The organism is Metapseudomonas resinovorans DSM 21078 (assembly GCF_000423545.1).
Taxonomy (GTDB): domain Bacteria; phylum Pseudomonadota; class Gammaproteobacteria; order Pseudomonadales; family Pseudomonadaceae; genus Metapseudomonas; species Metapseudomonas resinovorans.
On record NZ_KE384030.1, the window covers coordinates 318,943 to 336,455 of the forward strand.

The 17,513-nt window shown below is 64.5% G+C and carries 11 protein-coding genes; 6 read left to right on the top strand and 5 right to left on the bottom strand.

The window, feature by feature from the left end; all coding sequences use genetic code 11:
* Positions 1-27: 27 nt before the first annotated feature.
* On the bottom strand, positions 28-864 hold the full coding sequence (locus G559_RS0124885; protein ID WP_028630825.1) for an arylamine N-acetyltransferase family protein: 837 nt from the start codon (positions 862-864) through the stop codon (positions 28-30).
* A gap of 385 nt (positions 865-1,249) precedes the next feature.
* Here G559_RS0124885 and G559_RS0124890 point away from each other — a divergent pair, with 385 nt between their 5' ends.
* Complete coding sequence (locus G559_RS0124890; RefSeq protein WP_028630826.1) at positions 1,250-2,689, top strand: sodium:solute symporter family protein; 1,440 nt, start codon at positions 1,250-1,252, stop codon at positions 2,687-2,689.
* Between the two features lie 153 nt (positions 2,690-2,842).
* Here the strand turns inward: G559_RS0124890 and G559_RS0124895 are convergent, their stop codons facing one another.
* Both G559_RS0124895 and G559_RS0124900 read right to left on the bottom strand, forming a co-directional pair.
* On the bottom strand, positions 2,843-3,157 hold the full coding sequence (locus G559_RS0124895; protein ID WP_028630827.1) for a hypothetical protein: 315 nt from the start codon (positions 3,155-3,157) through the stop codon (positions 2,843-2,845).
* A gap of 107 nt (positions 3,158-3,264) precedes the next feature.
* Complete coding sequence (locus tag G559_RS0124900; protein ID WP_028630828.1) at positions 3,265-4,083, bottom strand: outer membrane protein OmpK; 819 nt, start codon at positions 4,081-4,083, stop codon at positions 3,265-3,267.
* A gap of 880 nt (positions 4,084-4,963) precedes the next feature.
* Between G559_RS0124900 and G559_RS29340 the strand changes: the two genes are divergently transcribed.
* The 3 genes from G559_RS29340 (at position 4,964) to G559_RS0124915 (ending at position 8,531) form a co-directional block, all read left to right on the top strand.
* Positions 4,964-6,376 (top strand): ATP-binding protein, encoded by a 1,413-nt coding sequence (locus G559_RS29340; protein ID WP_036997854.1) that lies wholly within the window; start codon positions 4,964-4,966, stop codon positions 6,374-6,376.
* Positions 6,377-6,381: 5 nt separating this feature from the next.
* Positions 6,382-7,812, top strand: coding sequence for a sigma-54-dependent transcriptional regulator (locus G559_RS0124910; RefSeq protein WP_028630829.1), 1,431 nt, complete (start codon positions 6,382-6,384; stop codon positions 7,810-7,812).
* A gap of 191 nt (positions 7,813-8,003) precedes the next feature.
* Entirely contained in the window at positions 8,004-8,531 is a 528-nt protein-coding gene (locus G559_RS0124915) for a response regulator (RefSeq protein WP_028630830.1), read from the top strand.
* A gap of 278 nt (positions 8,532-8,809) precedes the next feature.
* On the opposite strand, the gene G559_RS0124925 is transcribed toward G559_RS0124915, so the two are convergent.
* Positions 8,810-10,000, bottom strand: coding sequence for a type II secretion system F family protein (locus G559_RS0124925; RefSeq protein ID WP_028630831.1), 1,191 nt, complete (start codon positions 9,998-10,000; stop codon positions 8,810-8,812).
* Positions 10,001-10,005: 5 nt separating this feature from the next.
* The gene (gspG, locus tag G559_RS0124930) at positions 10,006-10,428 is read right to left on the bottom strand and encodes a type II secretion system major pseudopilin GspG (RefSeq protein WP_028630832.1); all 423 of its coding nucleotides are present in this window, start codon (positions 10,426-10,428) and stop codon (positions 10,006-10,008) included.
* 165 nt (positions 10,429-10,593) lie between these two features.
* Between gspG and G559_RS0124935 the strand changes: the two genes are divergently transcribed.
* Positions 10,594-11,214 (top strand): lytic transglycosylase domain-containing protein, encoded by a 621-nt coding sequence (locus G559_RS0124935; protein ID WP_036997857.1) that lies wholly within the window; start codon positions 10,594-10,596, stop codon positions 11,212-11,214.
* A 426-nt stretch (positions 11,215-11,640) separates the two neighbouring features.
* A complete protein-coding gene (mnxG, locus tag G559_RS0124940; protein WP_245586539.1) occupies positions 11,641-17,451 on the top strand; it encodes a manganese-oxidizing multicopper oxidase MnxG in 5,811 nt (1,936 codons plus the stop codon).
* Positions 17,452-17,513: the final 62 nt, after the last annotated feature.

Sequence of the window (17,513 nt, forward strand, 5' to 3'; positions counted from 1 at the left end):
GGATGGAAGAGCGCCATCCACCCTACGTCAGGCTTTGAGCAAGCCTTCGAGGCGTTGACGCAGTGGCTCGATCTCGTCTTCTGCAAGGTTCAGCAGGAAGTCATTCCGGAGCACCTCGACCAGTTCGCTGGCGTCCTCGATCGTGCGACTTTCCACGCGCCCATCGCGGTGGCGCTTGTTGAAGGTGCCGTTGGCCAGAGTCAGGCGCCATTCGCCTTGGCTGCGTGCGGTCATCAGCATCTGGCGGAACACGCTGTTGGGGTGGGTGGAGGTGTACCAGTTGCGTGGGATGCAATCGACCCAGGCATGCACTTCCGGGCCGAAGCGGTAGCAGGCCGCCCAGCCGGTTTCGGCGCGGAAGTTTTCCAGTTGCACCTCGCCGGTACCGTCATTCTGCGGACGCAGGCGATAGGGGAGGTCGGCGGGTATCGGGCCTTCGAGGGGAACGGCGCGCCAAGGGGTGGCGGAGCCGAAGCCGACGTCCGCCAGGTGTGGGCCTTCCGGGAGCTGCACGCGCAGCATCAGGTGGGAAAGCATGGTCTGTGGCGCGTCGAGTGGCAGGCCCCAACGCACCCGGCCACCCAGCATTTCGACGTGATAGCCGAGGGCGAGCAGCAGGCGGGCGAAGAGGTTGTTCAGCTCGTAGCAGTAGCCGCCGCGCTGGCGTTCCACCACTTTGGCGAACACGGCGTCGGCGTCGATGTGGATGGGGCGGTCGAGCAGTACGTCGACGTTCTCGAAGGCCACCCGCTGCTGGTGGGCGGCGATCAGTCGGTCGAGGCTGGCGAGATCGGCGTCCTGCGGTGCGGGGGTGTCCAGATGGCGCAGGTAGGCCTCGGTCTGCTGCGGGTTCAGCGCATACATGCGGGTCGGCTCCATGACGATGACGTCTGGATGCTAGCAGATGCCGTTTAACTGGCGACGAACGGTAGCTTGGTGTCTTTCTTAATCAACGGGGCCTGTAAAAAATAAAAGACTGATGGAATGCAAGGCGTCGTTAAAAAGACCTGAAAATCAGCGTATTGGGTCAGGTGTTGTTGCTATGGTCAGAAGCGTTCTGTCGATTTTTTTGCTCATGCGCGCTGTATTTGTTTGACATATTTTACGTCTTTGGCAGACTTCGCCTCCGTGGTAACCGCTCGGTTCGCTCCGTGCCGGGCCCCGCCGTCAATAACAAAAACTCCGTCAGCCGAGGCGCCTGCCCCTCAGATTCCCGGCCCCGACGGGCGTGCCTCTGGAACAAGAACAAATGCTGATCTGGTTTGTTGCGGTATACCTGCTGATCACAGTTGGTGTCGGTTTCTACGCCTCCACTCGTGTCAAAAACTCCAAGGACTTCGCGGCCGGCGGCCGGAGCATGTCCTTCCCCTTGGTCGCGGCGATGGTGTTCGCCACCTGGTTCGGCTCGGAAGCCGTGCTGGGCATTCCTGCGACCTTCATCGAGGAAGGCTTCGCCGGGATTGTCGAAGACCCCTTTGGTTCGTTTGGATGCCTGATGCTGGTGGGCCTGGTCTTCGCCCGTCCGCTCTACCGAATGAACCTGCTGACCATCGGCGACTTCTTCAGGAAGCGCTTCGGTCCGAACGTCGAGCTGATTACCAGCCTGGTCATCATCGGTTCCTACCTGGGCTGGGTGGCCGCTCAGTTGACCGCGCTCGGCGTGGTGTTCAACGTGCTGTCCGACGGTTCCATCACCACCACCCAGGGCATGCTGATCGGCACCGCCATCGTGTTGCTCTACACCCTGTTCGGCGGCATGTGGTCGGTGGCGCTGACCGACTTCATGCAGATGATCATCATCGTCGTCGGCCTGGTGTACCTGACCTGGCTGATCGGTGACATGGCCGGTGGTGCCGACGTGGTGATCAGCCATGCGGCGTCCGAAGGCAAGTTCACCTTCATGCACAGCTTCGAGCCACGGGACATCGTCGCGTTCATCGCTGCCGCGGTGACCATGATGTTCGGCTCCATTCCGCAGCAGGACGTGTACGCCCGTGTGATGTCGGCCAAGACCGAGAACATCGCTGCCCGCGCGTCCATGACAGGTGCCGTGTTCTACCTCAGCTTCTGCATGCTGCCGATCTTCCTCACCTACGCCGCTTCGATGATCGACCCGGCCATGGTGCAGAAGTGGCTGGCCGAAGACTCGCAGATGATCCTGCCGCACCTGATCATGGAGCGTACCCCGCTGTTCGCCCAGATCATGTTCTTCGGCGCACTGCTGTCGGCGATCATGTCCACCGCCTCGGGCACCCTGCTGGCGCCGTCGGTGACTTTCACCGAGAACGTCCTCAAGCGCTTCATCCCCGACATGACCGACCGCCAGTTCCTGCTGGCCATGCGTATCAGTGTGGTGGTGATGACCGCGGCTACCTCGGTCTTTGCCTTGTATTCCGACGCGAGCATCTACGAGATGGTCGGTAACGCCTACAAGGTGACCCTGGTCGCCGCCGTGGTTCCGCTGTTCACTGGCCTGTTCTGGAAGCGCGCCACCACCCAGGGTGCCCTGCTGGCCATCGCGTTCGGCCTGCTGTCCTGGATGTACCTGGAAGCCACCTATGCGGAGACCGACTTCTGGCCGCCGCAACTGGCCGGCCTGCTGTTCAGTGCCCTGGGCATGCTGCTGGGTTCGCTGCTGCCGCAGTTCGTGCGCAGCCGTCGTGAACCCCTGGAGCCTGTCGCGGCCTGAGGGTCCGAGGTCTGAAAGAGCCCCGCCACGTGCGGGGCTTTTTCATGGGCTCTGTCTGCATTGCCCGTAGGAGTTCTTGGCCCGATGGCAAATCTCTCGCAACAGCTGCGCCGCCCTTGGCGAATGAATTCGCCCCCACAGGATTCCGGAGACTCAGGCCGCCAGCTCGACGAAGCCGCGCAGTACGGTCAGGCCGACGAACAGGCTCATGGCGATCTGGCTGCCGCGGGGCACGCTGTCGCAGAGGGCGCGGAAGTTGAGCATGGGGGCGATGAATAGCTTCGGCCAGCAAGCGAAGGCCGCGCATAGGGCGATCAGGGACAGCGCGGCGAGGCTGGCGGAGAAGTTGAAGGTTGCGTTGGAGAGGATGCAACTGATGGGGATGGCAATGGCGATGGCGATCCAGCCGCCGGTGACCAGTTTTTCGCCCCGGCTGCGTGGCGAAACTGTAGCGCTGTCACTGGCCATAGGCGATTCCTTGTCTGACTGCAGGCTGAGACTGCCGCGCATTCTCCACCCGCCTTCGGGAAGGCGCAAGACAGAGGGGCCCGTCATTGCGACGGGCCCCGCGGTCATCAGAAATGCACCTTGGCCAGCAGGCTGAAGGTGTTCTGGTTGGTGCCGCCGAGGATCTCGTCGCCGAGGAAGCTGCTGTCGTCGATGGCGTACTTGTTCTTCCAGTAGTCGTACTCGATACCGACATAGAAGTGCTTCACCGCGCTCCAGCCCATGGCCTTGCCCAGGTCGTACTTGATCTGCGGGTTGAAGTGCAGGTTGGCATGCAGGTCGTTCGGACGGTCGGAGGTGGCGTCCTTGTTGTTCCACACCCAGTCCATGAAGCCGTCGATCACGACGTCCGAATTGCCCACTGGAATGGTGTAGGACCACACCGGGGTGACCTGCCACTGGCCGGACGGGTTGTTGGTGATGCCGTCGGGCTTGCGGTAGTAGAAGTTCAGTTGGAAGTAATCGAAGCCGGGGAGTTTGAGGTCGAAGCCCGGGCCGATCAGGTAGTTCTGGTTGCGGTTCTCGCCACGCTCGTAGGTGGTGGCCAGCAGCACGTCGCTGATGGGGCCGAATTCCAGTTTCTGGTCGAACACCTTGCCGAAGGACAGGCGCGGGGAGAATTCGCCGTAGTAGGTGTTCTTGCCGGCGTTGGTGTCTTCCTCGCCGTTGTAGTTGATCTGGTCGACGAAGACGAACAGGTCGCCCCAGGTCCAGCCGCTGGCGTGCTCGAAGGTGAAGGTCTGCTGGATTTCCGGGTTGATCTCGAAATTCTTGCCGTACAGGTAGGACAGGCTGTTGTCCTGCCACAGCAGGGGGCCGTCGGCCAGGGCGTTGCCGGCCGCCAGCAGGCCGCCGGCGAGCATCAGGGTGGAAAGGGTGCGGTTCATCGGGTGTTGGCTCCAGTGGTCTTAAGCTGTGTCTATCTGCGTAGAACTTGTCTGTTTGGTCAGGCCTGCCGGGGAGAGCAAGAAAGGCGCCAAGATGCCAAGGGCAAGCGGCGGGGCGCGCGATTATCGAGGGAAAGCGCCGTTTTTCAAGCGGTTACGCGAATTTCACGGGCGTTTCCCGACTGCTGGAAGCTGACCAGATGCACAACTCTGGGGAGGAAAAGCTGACCGTGCGGGCAGTTTTGCCTTGATTTGGGGCGGCGTCGGAGCCAGCCCGTCGATGCCTGGTTGTATGCAGTCCGATGGACAGGGACGCACTGCGCTCCGATGCGGTATCCGTGGGGGCGTCTGGGAAGTTGCGGGGCAGCGGTACGGAAGGGGGCTTCCAATGCTCGGGGGATCGGGCAGCCGGTTGCGTGGGATTGAACCGGGCGTAGCGGTGCTCATCGTCCTGGGCCGGCGGGGGCGGCGGGTGCCAGATCCGCGGGACCTCGTCGAGGTATCACCCTTCCAGTCGATGAACTTCGCCGTCCGTCCGGCGCCTGTGTTCGGTGTTTTCGTGGAGGCTGGAGGGCGCAATTTTCATACCATCCTGCACCGCGCGCTCTGCGTCGCGGGTGCCATGGGAAGTGCCGCTTCAAAGACCGGGGAAGCGTCCGCCCGCGGTTGGGGACTGGGCCCCCAGAACTGGGGGGAAAGTGGGTGGGGAACTGGGGAAATTACCGTTCTACCTGTTGGTGACCGCTGAACGGCAGCGCTGCGGGCGATGGGGCCTGCGCTATAAATACCGGGGTCGGAGCTGGAATTGCCGACCCGGCCGGACGCTTTTTTTGACGCTCGCCTTGCGAGCGAACCGACGGTCACACAAGGGGAGGAGTCGATGAAGATGGCGCTGGCGAAAAAGCCCTTCAATCTGTTCCGCTGGTTTTCCCTGGTGAGCCTGGTGATCATCCTGGTGGTCGCCATCCTGCTCGGCCTGGCGGCGACCCGCTTCCTCATGCGCGAAAGCATCGACCGCGATGCCATGCTCAGCGCCCAGTTCATCAAGTCCATCGCCGACGTCGAAGTCATCCATGGCAACTTCTCCCCGGGCCTGACCCTGGGCGAGTTCCTCGACAAGCGTGTCGATGGTGCGCGCCTCGGTGTTTCCCACGAACAGTTGGCGAAGTCTCACGAGGAGTTCTTCGATCACATCGTGCGCCTGCCCGACGTGCTGCTGGCCAATGTCTACGCGCCCGATGGCGTGGTGATCTGGTCGACCAACCCGAAACTGGTGGGTGGGCGGTCGCTGGAGCAGTCCAAGCTGAACGAAGCGGTACGGAGTCGCGATACGGTGACCACCGAGCATCACGGCCCCGACGCCTGCCCGGCGGAAAGCTACTTCATGCGGGTGCCCCACAGCCTTTACCTGGAAAGCTTCATCCCGCTGCAGGACAGCCGCGGCGAAGTGCTCTCGGTCATCGAGATCTACAAGGAGCCGGTGGACCTGATCGCCCGCATGAATCGCGGCTTCGTCCTGCTCTGGATCGCCACGGCGCTGGGCGGTGCGATCATCTACCTGAGCCTGTTCTGGTTCGTGCGCCATGCCTCGCGCCTGGTGGACGACCAGCAGCGGCAACTGGTGGAAAACGAAACCCTGGCGCTGCTCGGCGAGATGTCCACCGCCGTCGCCCACAGTCTGCGCAACCCGTTGGCGTCTATCCGCTCCAGTGCCGAGCTGGCGCTGGAAGTGGACCCGGGGCCGCTGCACAAGAACCTGGGCGACATCATCACCCAGGTGGATCGTATGTCGAAGTGGGTCCGCGAGCTGCTGCTGTCCGCCCGCCCGCTCTCCGGTGACCAGGAGCCGGTGGACCTCACCATTGCCCTGGAAGAGACCCTGGCCGCCTACGAACCGCAGATTCGCCACGCCGGCATTGAGGTCGACTGGCAGACCCGGGAGGCACCCAAGGTGGTCAGTCATCCGGTGCTCCTGCAGCAACTGCTGGGCAGCGTGCTTTCCAATGCCATCGAAGCCATGCCGCGCGGCGGTCGCCTGGTGGTCAGCCTGGAGCCGGATGCGCGTCGCCATCTGCTTAACTTGACCATCAGCGACACCGGTGGCGGCATGTCGCCGGCCATGCTGGACATGGCCTTCAAACCCTTTCACACCACCAAGCGCGGTGGCCTGGGCGTCGGCCTGGTGCTGGTGCGCAAGATAGTCGAGCGATTTGGTGGAGCAGTCAGCATCGAAAGCCGGGAGAACGCCGGTACCAATGTGCACCTGACCTTCAGGGCCACGGCAGGGGGATAACAAAAATGGGCAACAGCATCCTGATTGTCGAAGACGACGAGATCCTGGCTGATAACTTCTGCACCTACCTGCAGCGACGCCAGTTCGACGTCATCGTCTGCAGTTCGGCCGAGGAAGCCCTGGCGGTCATCGAGGCGCAGCATCCTGACCTGGTGCTGACCGACTACTGCCTGCCGGGCATGAGCGGGTGCGACCTCATCAGCCGCGCCCGCGCACTGGACGAGCAACTGAAGGTCATCATGATCACCGGCCACGGCAATGTGCAGGGCGCGGTGGAAGCCATGAAGGCCGGCGCCAGCGACTACCTGACCAAACCGGTGGCCCTCGCCGAGCTCAAGCTGGTAGTGGACAAGGTGCTGGAAGCGAGGCGACAGGAGCAGCGATTGTCCTTTTACCAGCAACGTGAAGCCCAGGATTCCGGGCTCACCGGCCTGATCGGCGACTCCGGACCCATGCGCGTCATGAAGGACATGGTCCGCCAGGTGCTGGGTGCCGAAGAGCGAATGGCCGGTGAAGACCTGCCGGTGGTGTTGATCGAGGGCGAGACCGGGACGGGCAAGGAACTGGTGGCCCGCGCCCTGCACTTCGACGGCGCGCGCAGCAAGGGGCCCTTCGTCGAGTTCAACTGCGCGTCGATTCCCTCGCACCTGCTGGAGGCCGAACTGTTCGGCCACGAGAAGGGCGCCTTCACCGACGCCAAGGATCGCCGCGTGGGCCTGGTGGAAGCGGCCGATGGCGGCACCCTGTTCCTTGACGAGGTGGGCGAGATCGACCTGCTGCTCCAGGCCAAGCTGCTCAAGCTGCTGGAAGACCGCACCATCCGTCGTCTGGGCTCGGTGCGCGAACGCAAGGTCAACCTGCGCATCATCAGCGCAACCAACTGCAACCTCGAACAGATGGTCCAGGAGGGCAAGTTCCGCCGCGACCTGTTCTTCCGCCTGCGCATCATCACCATCAAGGTGCCGCCGCTGCGTGCCCGTGGCGACGATATCCTCACCCTGGCGGAACACTTCGTCGCCCAGCACGGCAAGCGCTACGGCAAGCCGGGGCTGCGCTTCAGCCCGGAAGCCAAGTCAGTGCTCAAGGGCTATAGCTGGCCCGGTAACGTGCGTGAGCTGCGCAACATGCTGGAACAGACCGTGCTGCTGGCGCCAAGCAATGTCATCAGCCCCGAGCAACTGACCATCTGCCGCGGCCTGCTGGCCGGTGCCGGTGTCACCGAGGCGGCCCTGCCGTCGATGATGGGAGAACCGCTGGGGCTGGAAGACGAAAACCTGAGCCTGTCCGACGCCGAGCGCGACCTTGTGGTCAAGGTGCTCGGCAAGACCGACTGGAACATTTCCAAATCCGCCCGGATGCTCGGCCTGACCCGCGACATGCTGCGCTACCGCATCGACAAGTTGGGCCTGGAGCGACCCGACCGCCAGCATCATTGAGCAGGCCCCGATTCCGGGGCATCCGCCGACCAAGGTCGGGGGAATGAGTTCTGGTGAAACTTCCTGGCCAATCTAGACTCTACGAATCATCGACCCGGTCGGGTCGATGCAGCCTTGGCTCGGAACGTGCAGGGATGCAATCAGCGGTCAGCCTGGCCGCCGTCCGATCTCCTGACAGGGGAGCAGCCGCAGTGTCGAAGAAAGTACTGATAGTCGACGACGAAGAAATCCTCGCCGGGAACTTCCAGACCTACCTGGAAATGCTTGGTTGTGAAGTGCGAACCGCCGCCAGTGGTGCCATCGCTCTGGAGGTCGTGGAGAACTTCAAGCCTGACCTGCTGGTGCTCGACTATCGTTTGCCGGACATGACCGGCTTCGACGTGTTCGATGCCATGCGCACGCTGCACAGCTGCGAAGCGGTGTTGATGACCGCGCACCCCAGCATCGAAGTGTGCAACCGCGCCATCGAGCGCAACATCGACATCATCCTCCTCAAACCCTTCCCCCTGCATGAGCTGGGCAACGTCGTGCTCCACGGCCTGCCTGGCGGCGCCCTGCGCGAGTCGTCGGCCGAGCAGCCAGCCCAGATGGATCGTCGCCGTGGCGGCGAGGTGAATTTCCCGCTGAAACTCTACGACGGCGCCTGGGTGCTCTCCGACCGCCGCCGTCCCGCGGCAAGCTCCGACGAACCTCTGAAGCAGGCCAAGAAAGGCGCGTGACGTCGCCGGATCGAAACAAGCGCAGGCATCGACCTGCGCTTTTTCTTTACAGGGCGAAAAGTTGACAGATCGACCGACGAGGTCGGGCGGGATTAGTGTCCGGGCTGTGGATCACCAACCGGACACGAGGACTGCCCCATGCTCTCGCTCGAACTCTTGCTGGAACACCAGACCCTCAGCTTCGCCGTGGCCATGGCCATGAGTGGCCTTGCCTGGCTTGCCTATGGTCATGCCTGAAACGGCGTCGCGTAGCCGCGACGGGGGAGAGGGGATGCCCCTCACTGAATGCTCGACGCCAGCTCGAAGATCGGGATGTACATCAGGATCACAATCACCCCGATGATCAGGCCGATGAAGGTCATCAGCAGCGGCTCGAACAGGCGCACGAACCATTCGATCCAGCGGCTGGTTTCCTCGTCATGGAAGTCGGCCGTGCGCTCCATCATTTCGCCAAGGTTGCCGGACTGTTCACCGGCCCTGAGCATGCGCAGCGACACCGGCGTCGCCAGCCCATGTTCCTCCAGCGCGCGGGAGAGCGCCTGGCCTTCGCGGATTCGCGTGGCGGCCTGGTCCAGTCTCGGGCGTGAGGCGGCACCGAGCAGCCCACGGACCATGGCGATGGCGGTGAGGATGGTAATCCCGCCCTGCAGCAGGATGCCCAGGGACCGGTAGAAGCGCGCCAGCTCATAGATCCGGATGCGCTCGCGAATCGTCGGCAAGCGTTCGACCTGGCGTCCCAGCGCACGCCGCACGCTCTCCTGGCGCAGCAGCAGGACCAGTGCCACCAGCGTCAGCGCGGCACAGCCGAAGACTTCCGTCTGGTGCGAATGCAGGAACAGCCCGCTGTGCAGCAGCACGCGGGACAACCAGGGCAGGTTCGAACCCAACCCCTCGAACACCAGGCTAAAACGCGGCACCACGTAGCCCACCAGGAACAGCAACACCCCGCAGCCGACCATGAACAGCAGCGCCGGGTAGACCGACGCGCTGATGATCTTCTGCCGCACCTCGTCCATCCGCGTGCGGTAGGCCACGTAGCGGCCCAGGGCATCGCCCACCGCGCCGGTCTTCTCGCTGGACTGCACCAACGCCACGTAGAGCGCGGGGAATATCGCGGGGAATTGCGCCAGCGCCTGGGACAGCGATTTGCCCTCGTAGAGCAGGCGCACCAGGCCACCCAGCACCTTGCGCGCCTGCGGGTCGGCCTCTTTCTCGGCCAGGCTTTCCAGGGCATCGATCAGTGCCAGCCCGGCATTCAGCAGCGTGGTCAGCTCCTGACTGAACAGCAGCAGCGGGAAGCCTTCGCGCCGACGCCAGCCACGCAACGACCAGCCACGCTCGGGCTGCAGGGCGAGCACCCGCAGCCCTTGGGCTTCGGCCTGGCGGCGGGCGTCATCCTGGCTCGCCGCCTCCACCACCAGCGCAACCACCCCGGCCTGGGCGCGGACCGCCTTGATCTGAAAGCGCATGACGGTCACTGCCAACTGGTGACTTCGGCGTTCTCGCCGTCGCCGCCGGGTTGGCCATCCTTGCCCAGGGTGAGCAGCTCGAAATCGCCGTTCTCGCCGGGGGAGCGGTAGACATAGGCGCGACCCCAGGGGTCCTCGGGGACTTCCTTCTGCAAATAGGGGCCGGCCCAGCGCGGTTCATCCGAGGGCGCGCTGACCAGCGCCGTCAGGCCCTGCTCGGTGCTGGGATAGCGCCCCACCTCAAGACGGTAGATATCCAGGGCCTTCACCAGCCCCTCGATCTGTGCACGGGCCACCTTGGTTTCGGAGCGGCCCAACTGATTGAAATACTTGGGCGCCACAATGCCGGCCAACAAGCCGAGCACCACCAGCACCACCAGGAGTTCAAGGAGGGTGAAACCCTGTTCGGGTCGACGATGCGTCTTCATGGGAGCCTCCGCTGCAGGTCACTGCAGACGGCTATGCAAGAGCTGTGCACGACGAGCGGGCGAGGGGGGCGACACATCGCCGGTCGGATTATCCGGCACGTGCTTTGCTGACGGTACAGCACCGTACAACCCGAAGGGGATTGGCCCTCACAGGGGAGAAAAACGATGAAAGTGCCCGCCCTGGTGCTGTTCAGCATCTTTGCGACCACCGCTGTCGAGGCCCGTGCCGATATCTACCAGGTGGTCTCCGCCAATGGCGCCATAATGCTCACCAACATCCACCGAACCGACCGCAAACTGGTTCGCGTGGCCCGCGAGAGGCCTGTGCAGGCCAAGGCGCCGAGCGTGGTCAAACCGGTACGCAAGGGGCCGCTCAAGGCGCCGCGCTATTCACTGATCGTGGCCCAGGCGGCCTTCGAATACGACCTGCCGGCGGAGCTGCTGCACGCGGTGATCACGACCGAATCCAACTACGACCCCACGGCTGTTTCACCCAAGGGCGCCGCTGGCCTGATGCAGCTGATGCCCGGCACCGCGCGGGACCTGGGCGTGCACGACGTATTCGACCCGACGGCGAATGTCCGGGGTGGCGCGCGCTACCTCAAGCGCATGATGAAGCTGTTCGGCAACGACCTCTCCCTGGCCCTGGCGGCCTACAACGCGGGTCCCGGCGCGGTGCTCGCCTACAACCGCGCCATTCCTCCCTACCCGGAAACCCAGCGCTATGTCCCCAGCGTCCTGAGGCATTACAAGCGCCTCCAGGCCGACGCAAAACGCCCCCGCTAGTGGGGAATTTCCCCAGATGCGGGGGCGTTTTTTCCAAGTAAGAACGCCTCCGCGACCCAGCTCGTAGGGTGGGCTTCAGCCCACCAGCGGCAGCCCCTGCGTAACGGGATAACGGCCTTTCATCCACCATGGGTCCCAGGCTGGACGCTGCCCGGTGGACGGCCAATCGCCGACCACCCCATACGCCCGTTACGCGGCCCTTCGCACATGAATTCTCTCCTACAGGGTTCGGCGTTCCCCGCTCGCTTACCGCCCCCAAAAAACCGGGGAATTGGGTGGGAATCGGGTGGGGGAAATGCTGGCCATTTCTTGGTTTAGCATCATAAGTAATTGAATTATATGCATTTACTGTGATGGCACAGGCATTGCTGGAACCGTCCTGCCCTCTATTTGGCATCCATGCACCTGATACCGAGGTCAGCCAAGATGAACCGGACTAACCCTTCGAGCAGTGCAACTCCCCTCCGCTTTGGTGCCCAGGGGGCATTTCTATATCTGGGCGGCGTTCTGCTGTTGCTGGGCGCCACCTTTGGCGGCGAAGACGCCGCGGCGGCGATCCGCTGCGAGCGCAATATCGTGGCCAACGTCGTGGCCCTCGATCAGCCGCTGATGTTCAATCGCCTCGGCGCGCAGAACGTCAACGGCATGATGTTCGCCCTGCGCCGCGATGTGGTGGACAAGAATGAAACGCCGCTCACCCAGGGGGGCTCGGCAGTGCCTGGCGAAGTGGCGCTGCGTCCGGACAAGCGCCCGCGTCCGCTGGTATTGCGCGTCGCCGCCGGTGATTGCCTGACCATCAACCTGCAGAACCTGCTGGCCCACCAGGCCAACCCCAACAACCCGGACGACCCCTTGTTCAAGAAGGACGAACAGGTCGCCGACCGCCATGTCGGCTTCCAGGTCAACGGTATGCAGGCGGTCAACGACATCGGTGACATTGCCACCAACGCCGGCCGTAACCAGAACACCCTGATCCCGCCCGGCGGCAGCCGCAGCTACACCCTGTATGCCGAGCGTGAAGGCGCCTTCGCCGCCAGCAGCTACGGCGCTACCTTCGGCGGCGAAGGCACGGGCGGCAACACCGCCAACGGTCTGTTCGGCCAGGTGGTGGTACTGCCCAAGGGCGCGCGCACCTACCGCAACGTGGTCACGGAAGAAGAGATGCGCCTGGCCACTACCGGCCGTACTCCGGCCGGCCAGCCGATCATCGACTACGAAGCCCGCTACCCGCAGGACGATCCCTGGAGCGAGGAAGGCAAGGCCGGGCTGCCGGTGATCGCCATGATGGACAATGGCGAGATCATCTCCAGCGACACCGATGCCGTGGTCATGGGGCCCAACCCCGACGGCACCTTCCCGCAGAACACCTACCCGCTGGAAAGCTACGGCAAACGCAACCCGGCGTTGCCCAACCGCCTGGAGCCCTTCCGCGACTTCTCCTCGGTATTCCATGACGAGAACGCCGTCGCCCAGGCCTTTCCCGGCTACTGGAACGACCCGGTATTCGGCCATGTGCTGGAGCCGACCCGCGACTCCTTCATGATCAACTACGGCGCCGGTGGTATCGGCGCCGAAGTGGTGGCCAACCGTCTCGGCGTTGGTCCCATGCACGACTGCCTGTCCTGCGCCTACGAAGAGTTTTTCCTCAGCGCCTCGACGGTGGGTGACATCGCCATGCAGGTGGACGTGCCGGCCAACGTCGGCCTGGAAAGCATCCTCCCCGGCCAGGTGCCGCCGGAAGGCACCACCGGGGTCAAGGCGACCATGGCCCTGTTCCCCTCCGAGCCGTCCAACGTGGCCCACAGCTACATCGGCGATGCCGTGCGTTTCCGCAATAGCCACAATGGCTACGAGCAGCACGTGTTCCACCTGCATGGCCACCAGTGGCTGTTCAACCCGAATGACGACAACTCCGACTACATCGACGCTCAGGGCATAGGCCCGGGCTCGGGCTACACCTACGAAATCGCCAACGGCGGGTCCGGCAACCGTAACCGCACCTCCGGCGACGCCATCTACCACTGCCACTTCTATCCGCACTTCGCCCAGGGCATGTGGGCCATGTGGCGCATTCACGATGTGTTCGAGGAAGGCACCCGTCTGGCGGTGTCCGAAGAGGGCGACGATGGCTTCCACAAGAAAGCCTTCGAACTCCGCAGTGGCCTGCCTGCCCAGGGCGCCCGCGCCCTGCCGGATGGCGAAATCGTTGCCGGCACGCCGATTCCCGCCGTCGTCCCGCTGCCGGGCAAGGCCCTGCCGCCCATGCCGGGCAAAGTGGCCGTGGTGCCCAAGTACGGCGACGAACTGATCGCCGATCACGACGATGACGACGAGCACGAAGAGGGTGATGACGACTCCGGTCACGAACCCGAACTCAAACCGGTGGGCTCCGTGGCCCTGGTGGACCGCAGCGAGGCCAACCGCAACGCCGACGGCACCCTGAAGAACCCCGGCTTCCCGTTCTGGATCGGCGGCATCGAGAATACCGTCGGCCAACGTCTGTCGACCCCGCCGCTCGACATGCTGGATGCCGCCAAGGCCCAGGCCCTGAAGGATTCCGGCAATCCACTGTGGGCCAATATCGACCCGGCCCAGTCCGGCGGTTGGGACGGCGGTCTGCCGCGCCATACCCTCGATGGTGTCTCTGCTGGCGGCGAGGCCGAAGTGGTCACCAGCGCCCTGGACTTCTCCAAGGTGGTCCATCGCGCCAAGGCCGTATTCCTCCCGGAAGAGGGCACCGACGTCGAGCAATCGGTCATGGCCTTCCATGCCAAACCCAGCCACCCGAGCTTTGCCGTGTTGCCAGGCGGTGCTGTGCAACCGAAGGACTTCCGCACCAACGGTGGCCTGCCAGTAGCCGGCGCTCCCTATAACGAGCCGTGCCTGGACGACACCGGCAAGCGCCTGACCCAGGCCTCCGCCGTTGGCCGTTACAACAGTGGCGACACCCTCAACGGCCAGTCGTTCACCGGTAGCTCGGCGTTCACCGCCGACCGCCCACGCGTCTACAAGGGCGCCAACATCCAGTTCGATGCGGTGTTCAACAAGGTCGGCTACCACTTCCCGCAGACCCGCATCATCGCCCTCTGGGAGGACGCCTGGCCGGTGATCAACAAGCAGCAGCCGCCGGAGCCGCTGGTGATGCGCATGAACACCTTCGACTGCACCATGTACCAGCACACCAACCTGATCCCGGCGGTGTACGAGCTGGACGACTACCAGGTGCGCACCCCCACCGACATCGTTGGCCAGCATATCCACCTGCCGAAGTGGGACCTGACCTCATCCGATGGCTCGGCCAACGGCTGGAACTACGAGGACGGCACCCTTTCGCCGGCCAGTGTGGTCGAGCGCATCCACGCCATCCGCGAGTACAACCACTGCACCGAAGGCGACGCCCGTGACGGCACCCTGGAATGCCCGGTGGCCCGGCAGCACCCGTACTTCGGGCAGTTCGGCCGTGCCGACTGGCTGGGTGCCCGCACGACCCTGCAGCGCTGGTTCGCCGATCCGCTGATCAACACCTACAACGTCGACCGTGGCCTGGGGAATATCTTCACCCACGACCACTTCGGCCCGTCCACCCACCAGCAACTCGGCCTCTACGCCACGGTGCTCACCGAACCGGCAGGCTCCAGCTGGTACCACGCCGAAACCGGCCAGCCGCTCTACAGTGGCGCCCGCCAGGACGGCGGCCCGACTTCCTGGCAAGCGGTGATCGCCACCGGTGACCTGGACGGCGACGGCAAGAACGACAGCTTCCGTGAGTTCTTCATGGAGTACAGCGACTTCCAGCATGCCTACGAGGCAGGGGTCTATGTCGGCGCCGGGCCTGACGGCATCCCGGATGCCGGGGCCTACCCGACCTCCATGGACAGCTTCCGCTACGCCATCAACCCACCCGTGCGCCAGTCCGGTCCGAACCTCTTCGAGTCGGTACACGAGGCTGCCAGTGGCCAGATTCCCGGCTGCCCGAGCCGGCCCTGCCCCCAGGCCATCTCGGTGGATGACCCTGGCATGTTCGTCGTGAACTACCGCAACGAGCCGGTGGGCCTGCGGATATTCGACCCCAACAAGGTAGCGCCGGACGGCAAGCCGGGCATGCAGGCCGATGGCCTGGCGGGCGACCTCGCCTATGCCCTGCAGACCCGCACCGACCGGGCCATTCCGGCACTGAACCTGGCGCCCAGCGCCATCAGCTCGGCCACCGGACCCACCGGCGCCAGCACGGCCTTCCCGCCGCACATCAACGTGGCCGGCGACCTGCCGGGCGACCCCTTCACTCCGCTGCTGCGGGCGTACTCCGGCGATAACGTGCGGCTGCGCATGCATGCCGGCGGCCATGAGGAAGAGCACAACGTCACCCTGCACGGCGTGAAGTGGCTGCACTCGGGCACCGGCTTCGGCAGCAGCGGCAACTCCGGCTGGAAGGCCTCGCAGATGGTCGGCATCTCCGAGCAGTTCGGCTTCGTCGCCCCGGTGACCATGATGTCCGGCAACACCACCTATGAAGCCGCCGACTACCTGTACAACATGGACGCCTCCATCGAGGGCTACTGGAACGGCATCTGGGGCGTGATGCGCAACTACACCCAGCCGCGCGCCGACCTGTTCGCCCTGCCCAACAACCCGCGCCCGGTGTCGTCGCGCAACACCACCCAGTTCGATGGCGTATGCCCGCGCACCAGCCCCAACCCGAGCGGCATCGGCACCCGCAGCACCGTGCAGCGCAACTACGAGATTGTCGCCGTGCTGGCCAACGACGTGCTCGACAACCCCCTGGGCCTGACCATCGGCGATCCGGCCGGGGCGGGCATGCATGCCGGCGGCCCGCTGAACCCGCAGGGCGGCACCCTGGTGTTCAACTCGCGGCCGGTGACCATCCCGCAGGCCACGGTGGTGGACGAGGAAGACGGCGAGGTGTTCACCATCGGCGGCCAGAGTGGCCCGCTGCATGACCCGACCGCCATCCTCTACGTGCGCAAGGCTGACCTGGACCCGCTCACCGGCAAGCTGAAACCCGGCGTTCCCGTCGAGCCCCTGGTGCTGCGTGCCGCCGCTGGCGACTGCGTGAATATCAACCTGGAAAACCGCCTGCCGCAGGTGATGCCCGACCTGCCGACCTATGCGGTGATGCAGGGCCTGGTGAAGCGCGACCGCAACAGCGCCCAGGGCTCCACCACCTTCAACAACAACATGATGCGGCCCTCCAGCCACGTCGGCCTGCACACCCAGTTGCTGGCCTACGACATCACCAAGGCTGACGGCTTCAACGTCGGCATCAACCCGGTGCAGACCGTCGCGCCGCGCAGCGCGGCAGGTGGGGCCTGGCCGTCGAAGAGCTACAAGTTCTACGTCGGTCACCTGGAGCGGGAAGGCAAGCCGGTGACCCAGCTCGGCCGCAGCGTCGACAACATCACCGCCACCCCGGTGGAATTCGGCGGCTTCAACCTGCTGCCGGCCGACCCGGTCAAGCAAGGCCAGAAAGGCCTGGCCGGCGCCATGAGCATCGCACCCCAGGGCGCCACCTGGACCGAGGACGCCAGCATGCGTTCCGCCGCCACCGTGACCCCGCTGTCCGGCACGCCGTACCGCGACTTCTCGCTGGTGCTGCACAAGTCGCTGAACATGCGCTGGGCCGACGGCCGACCGGTGGAAAACATGGCCTCCGAGGGCTTCGGCATCCCGGCCGATCCCAAGGACAACTCCGGCATGGCCGTGAACTACAAGAGCGAGCCCTTGTGGTACCGCTTCGCCAAGGCCCCGGATGCACCCTTCGGCCACGCCCAGGGCCAGGGCTGGGGGGACGTGCCCAATGCCCACATGGCCTACAGCAATGAACTGGTGGGGGGCGACCCGCAGACGCCGATCATGAAGGTCAAGCCCGGCCAGCCGTTCCGCACCCACGTGACCATGCCGTCTGGGGGTAGTCGTGGCATGACCTTCCAGCTCGACGGCCATGTCTGGGCGTTCAATCCCTTCCTGTCCGAGAAGCTGGATGTCTGGGGCTATCCGCTGAAGAGCGCGGGAATCGGCTCGCTGCGCTTTGGCATCAACCCGGCGGCGCTCTACATCGGCGCCCAGGAAAGCGTGCTGCCCGCAGCGCACTTCAGCCTGTCGATCCCGAGTGCGGGCGGCGCCAACGCGGTGCCGGGTGACTACCTGTACCGGGACTACGCCGCCTTCGGCAACGTCGGTGGGGTCTGGGGACTGCTGCGGGTGACCGACGAGCCGTGAGGGCAAGGACGACCGCATAGGCGCAACCCATCCTGCGGTGAGCAGATCCGTAGGATGGTGTG

Excerpts from the sequence above, each read along its gene's own strand:
- G559_RS0124935 (WP_036997857.1), top strand. The coding sequence starts at position 10,594 with ATGAAAGTGCCCGCCCTGGTGCTGTTCAGCATCTTTGCGACCACCGCT.
- G559_RS0124895 (WP_028630827.1), bottom strand. The coding sequence starts at position 3,157 with ATGGCCAGTGACAGCGCTACAGTTTCGCCACGCAGCCGGGGCGAAAAA.
- mnxG (WP_245586539.1), top strand. The coding sequence starts at position 11,641 with ATGAACCGGACTAACCCTTCGAGCAGTGCAACTCCCCTCCGCTTTGGT.
- G559_RS0124900 (WP_028630828.1), bottom strand. The coding sequence starts at position 4,083 with ATGAACCGCACCCTTTCCACCCTGATGCTCGCCGGCGGCCTGCTGGCG.
- G559_RS0124890 (WP_028630826.1), top strand. The coding sequence starts at position 1,250 with ATGCTGATCTGGTTTGTTGCGGTATACCTGCTGATCACAGTTGGTGTC.
- G559_RS29340 (WP_036997854.1), top strand. The coding sequence starts at position 4,964 with ATGAAGATGGCGCTGGCGAAAAAGCCCTTCAATCTGTTCCGCTGGTTT.
- G559_RS0124910 (WP_028630829.1), top strand. The coding sequence starts at position 6,382 with ATGGGCAACAGCATCCTGATTGTCGAAGACGACGAGATCCTGGCTGAT.
- G559_RS0124925 (WP_028630831.1), bottom strand. The coding sequence starts at position 10,000 with ATGCGCTTTCAGATCAAGGCGGTCCGCGCCCAGGCCGGGGTGGTTGCG.
- gspG (WP_028630832.1), bottom strand. The coding sequence starts at position 10,428 with ATGAAGACGCATCGTCGACCCGAACAGGGTTTCACCCTCCTTGAACTC.
- G559_RS0124885 (WP_028630825.1), bottom strand. The coding sequence starts at position 864 with ATGTATGCGCTGAACCCGCAGCAGACCGAGGCCTACCTGCGCCATCTG.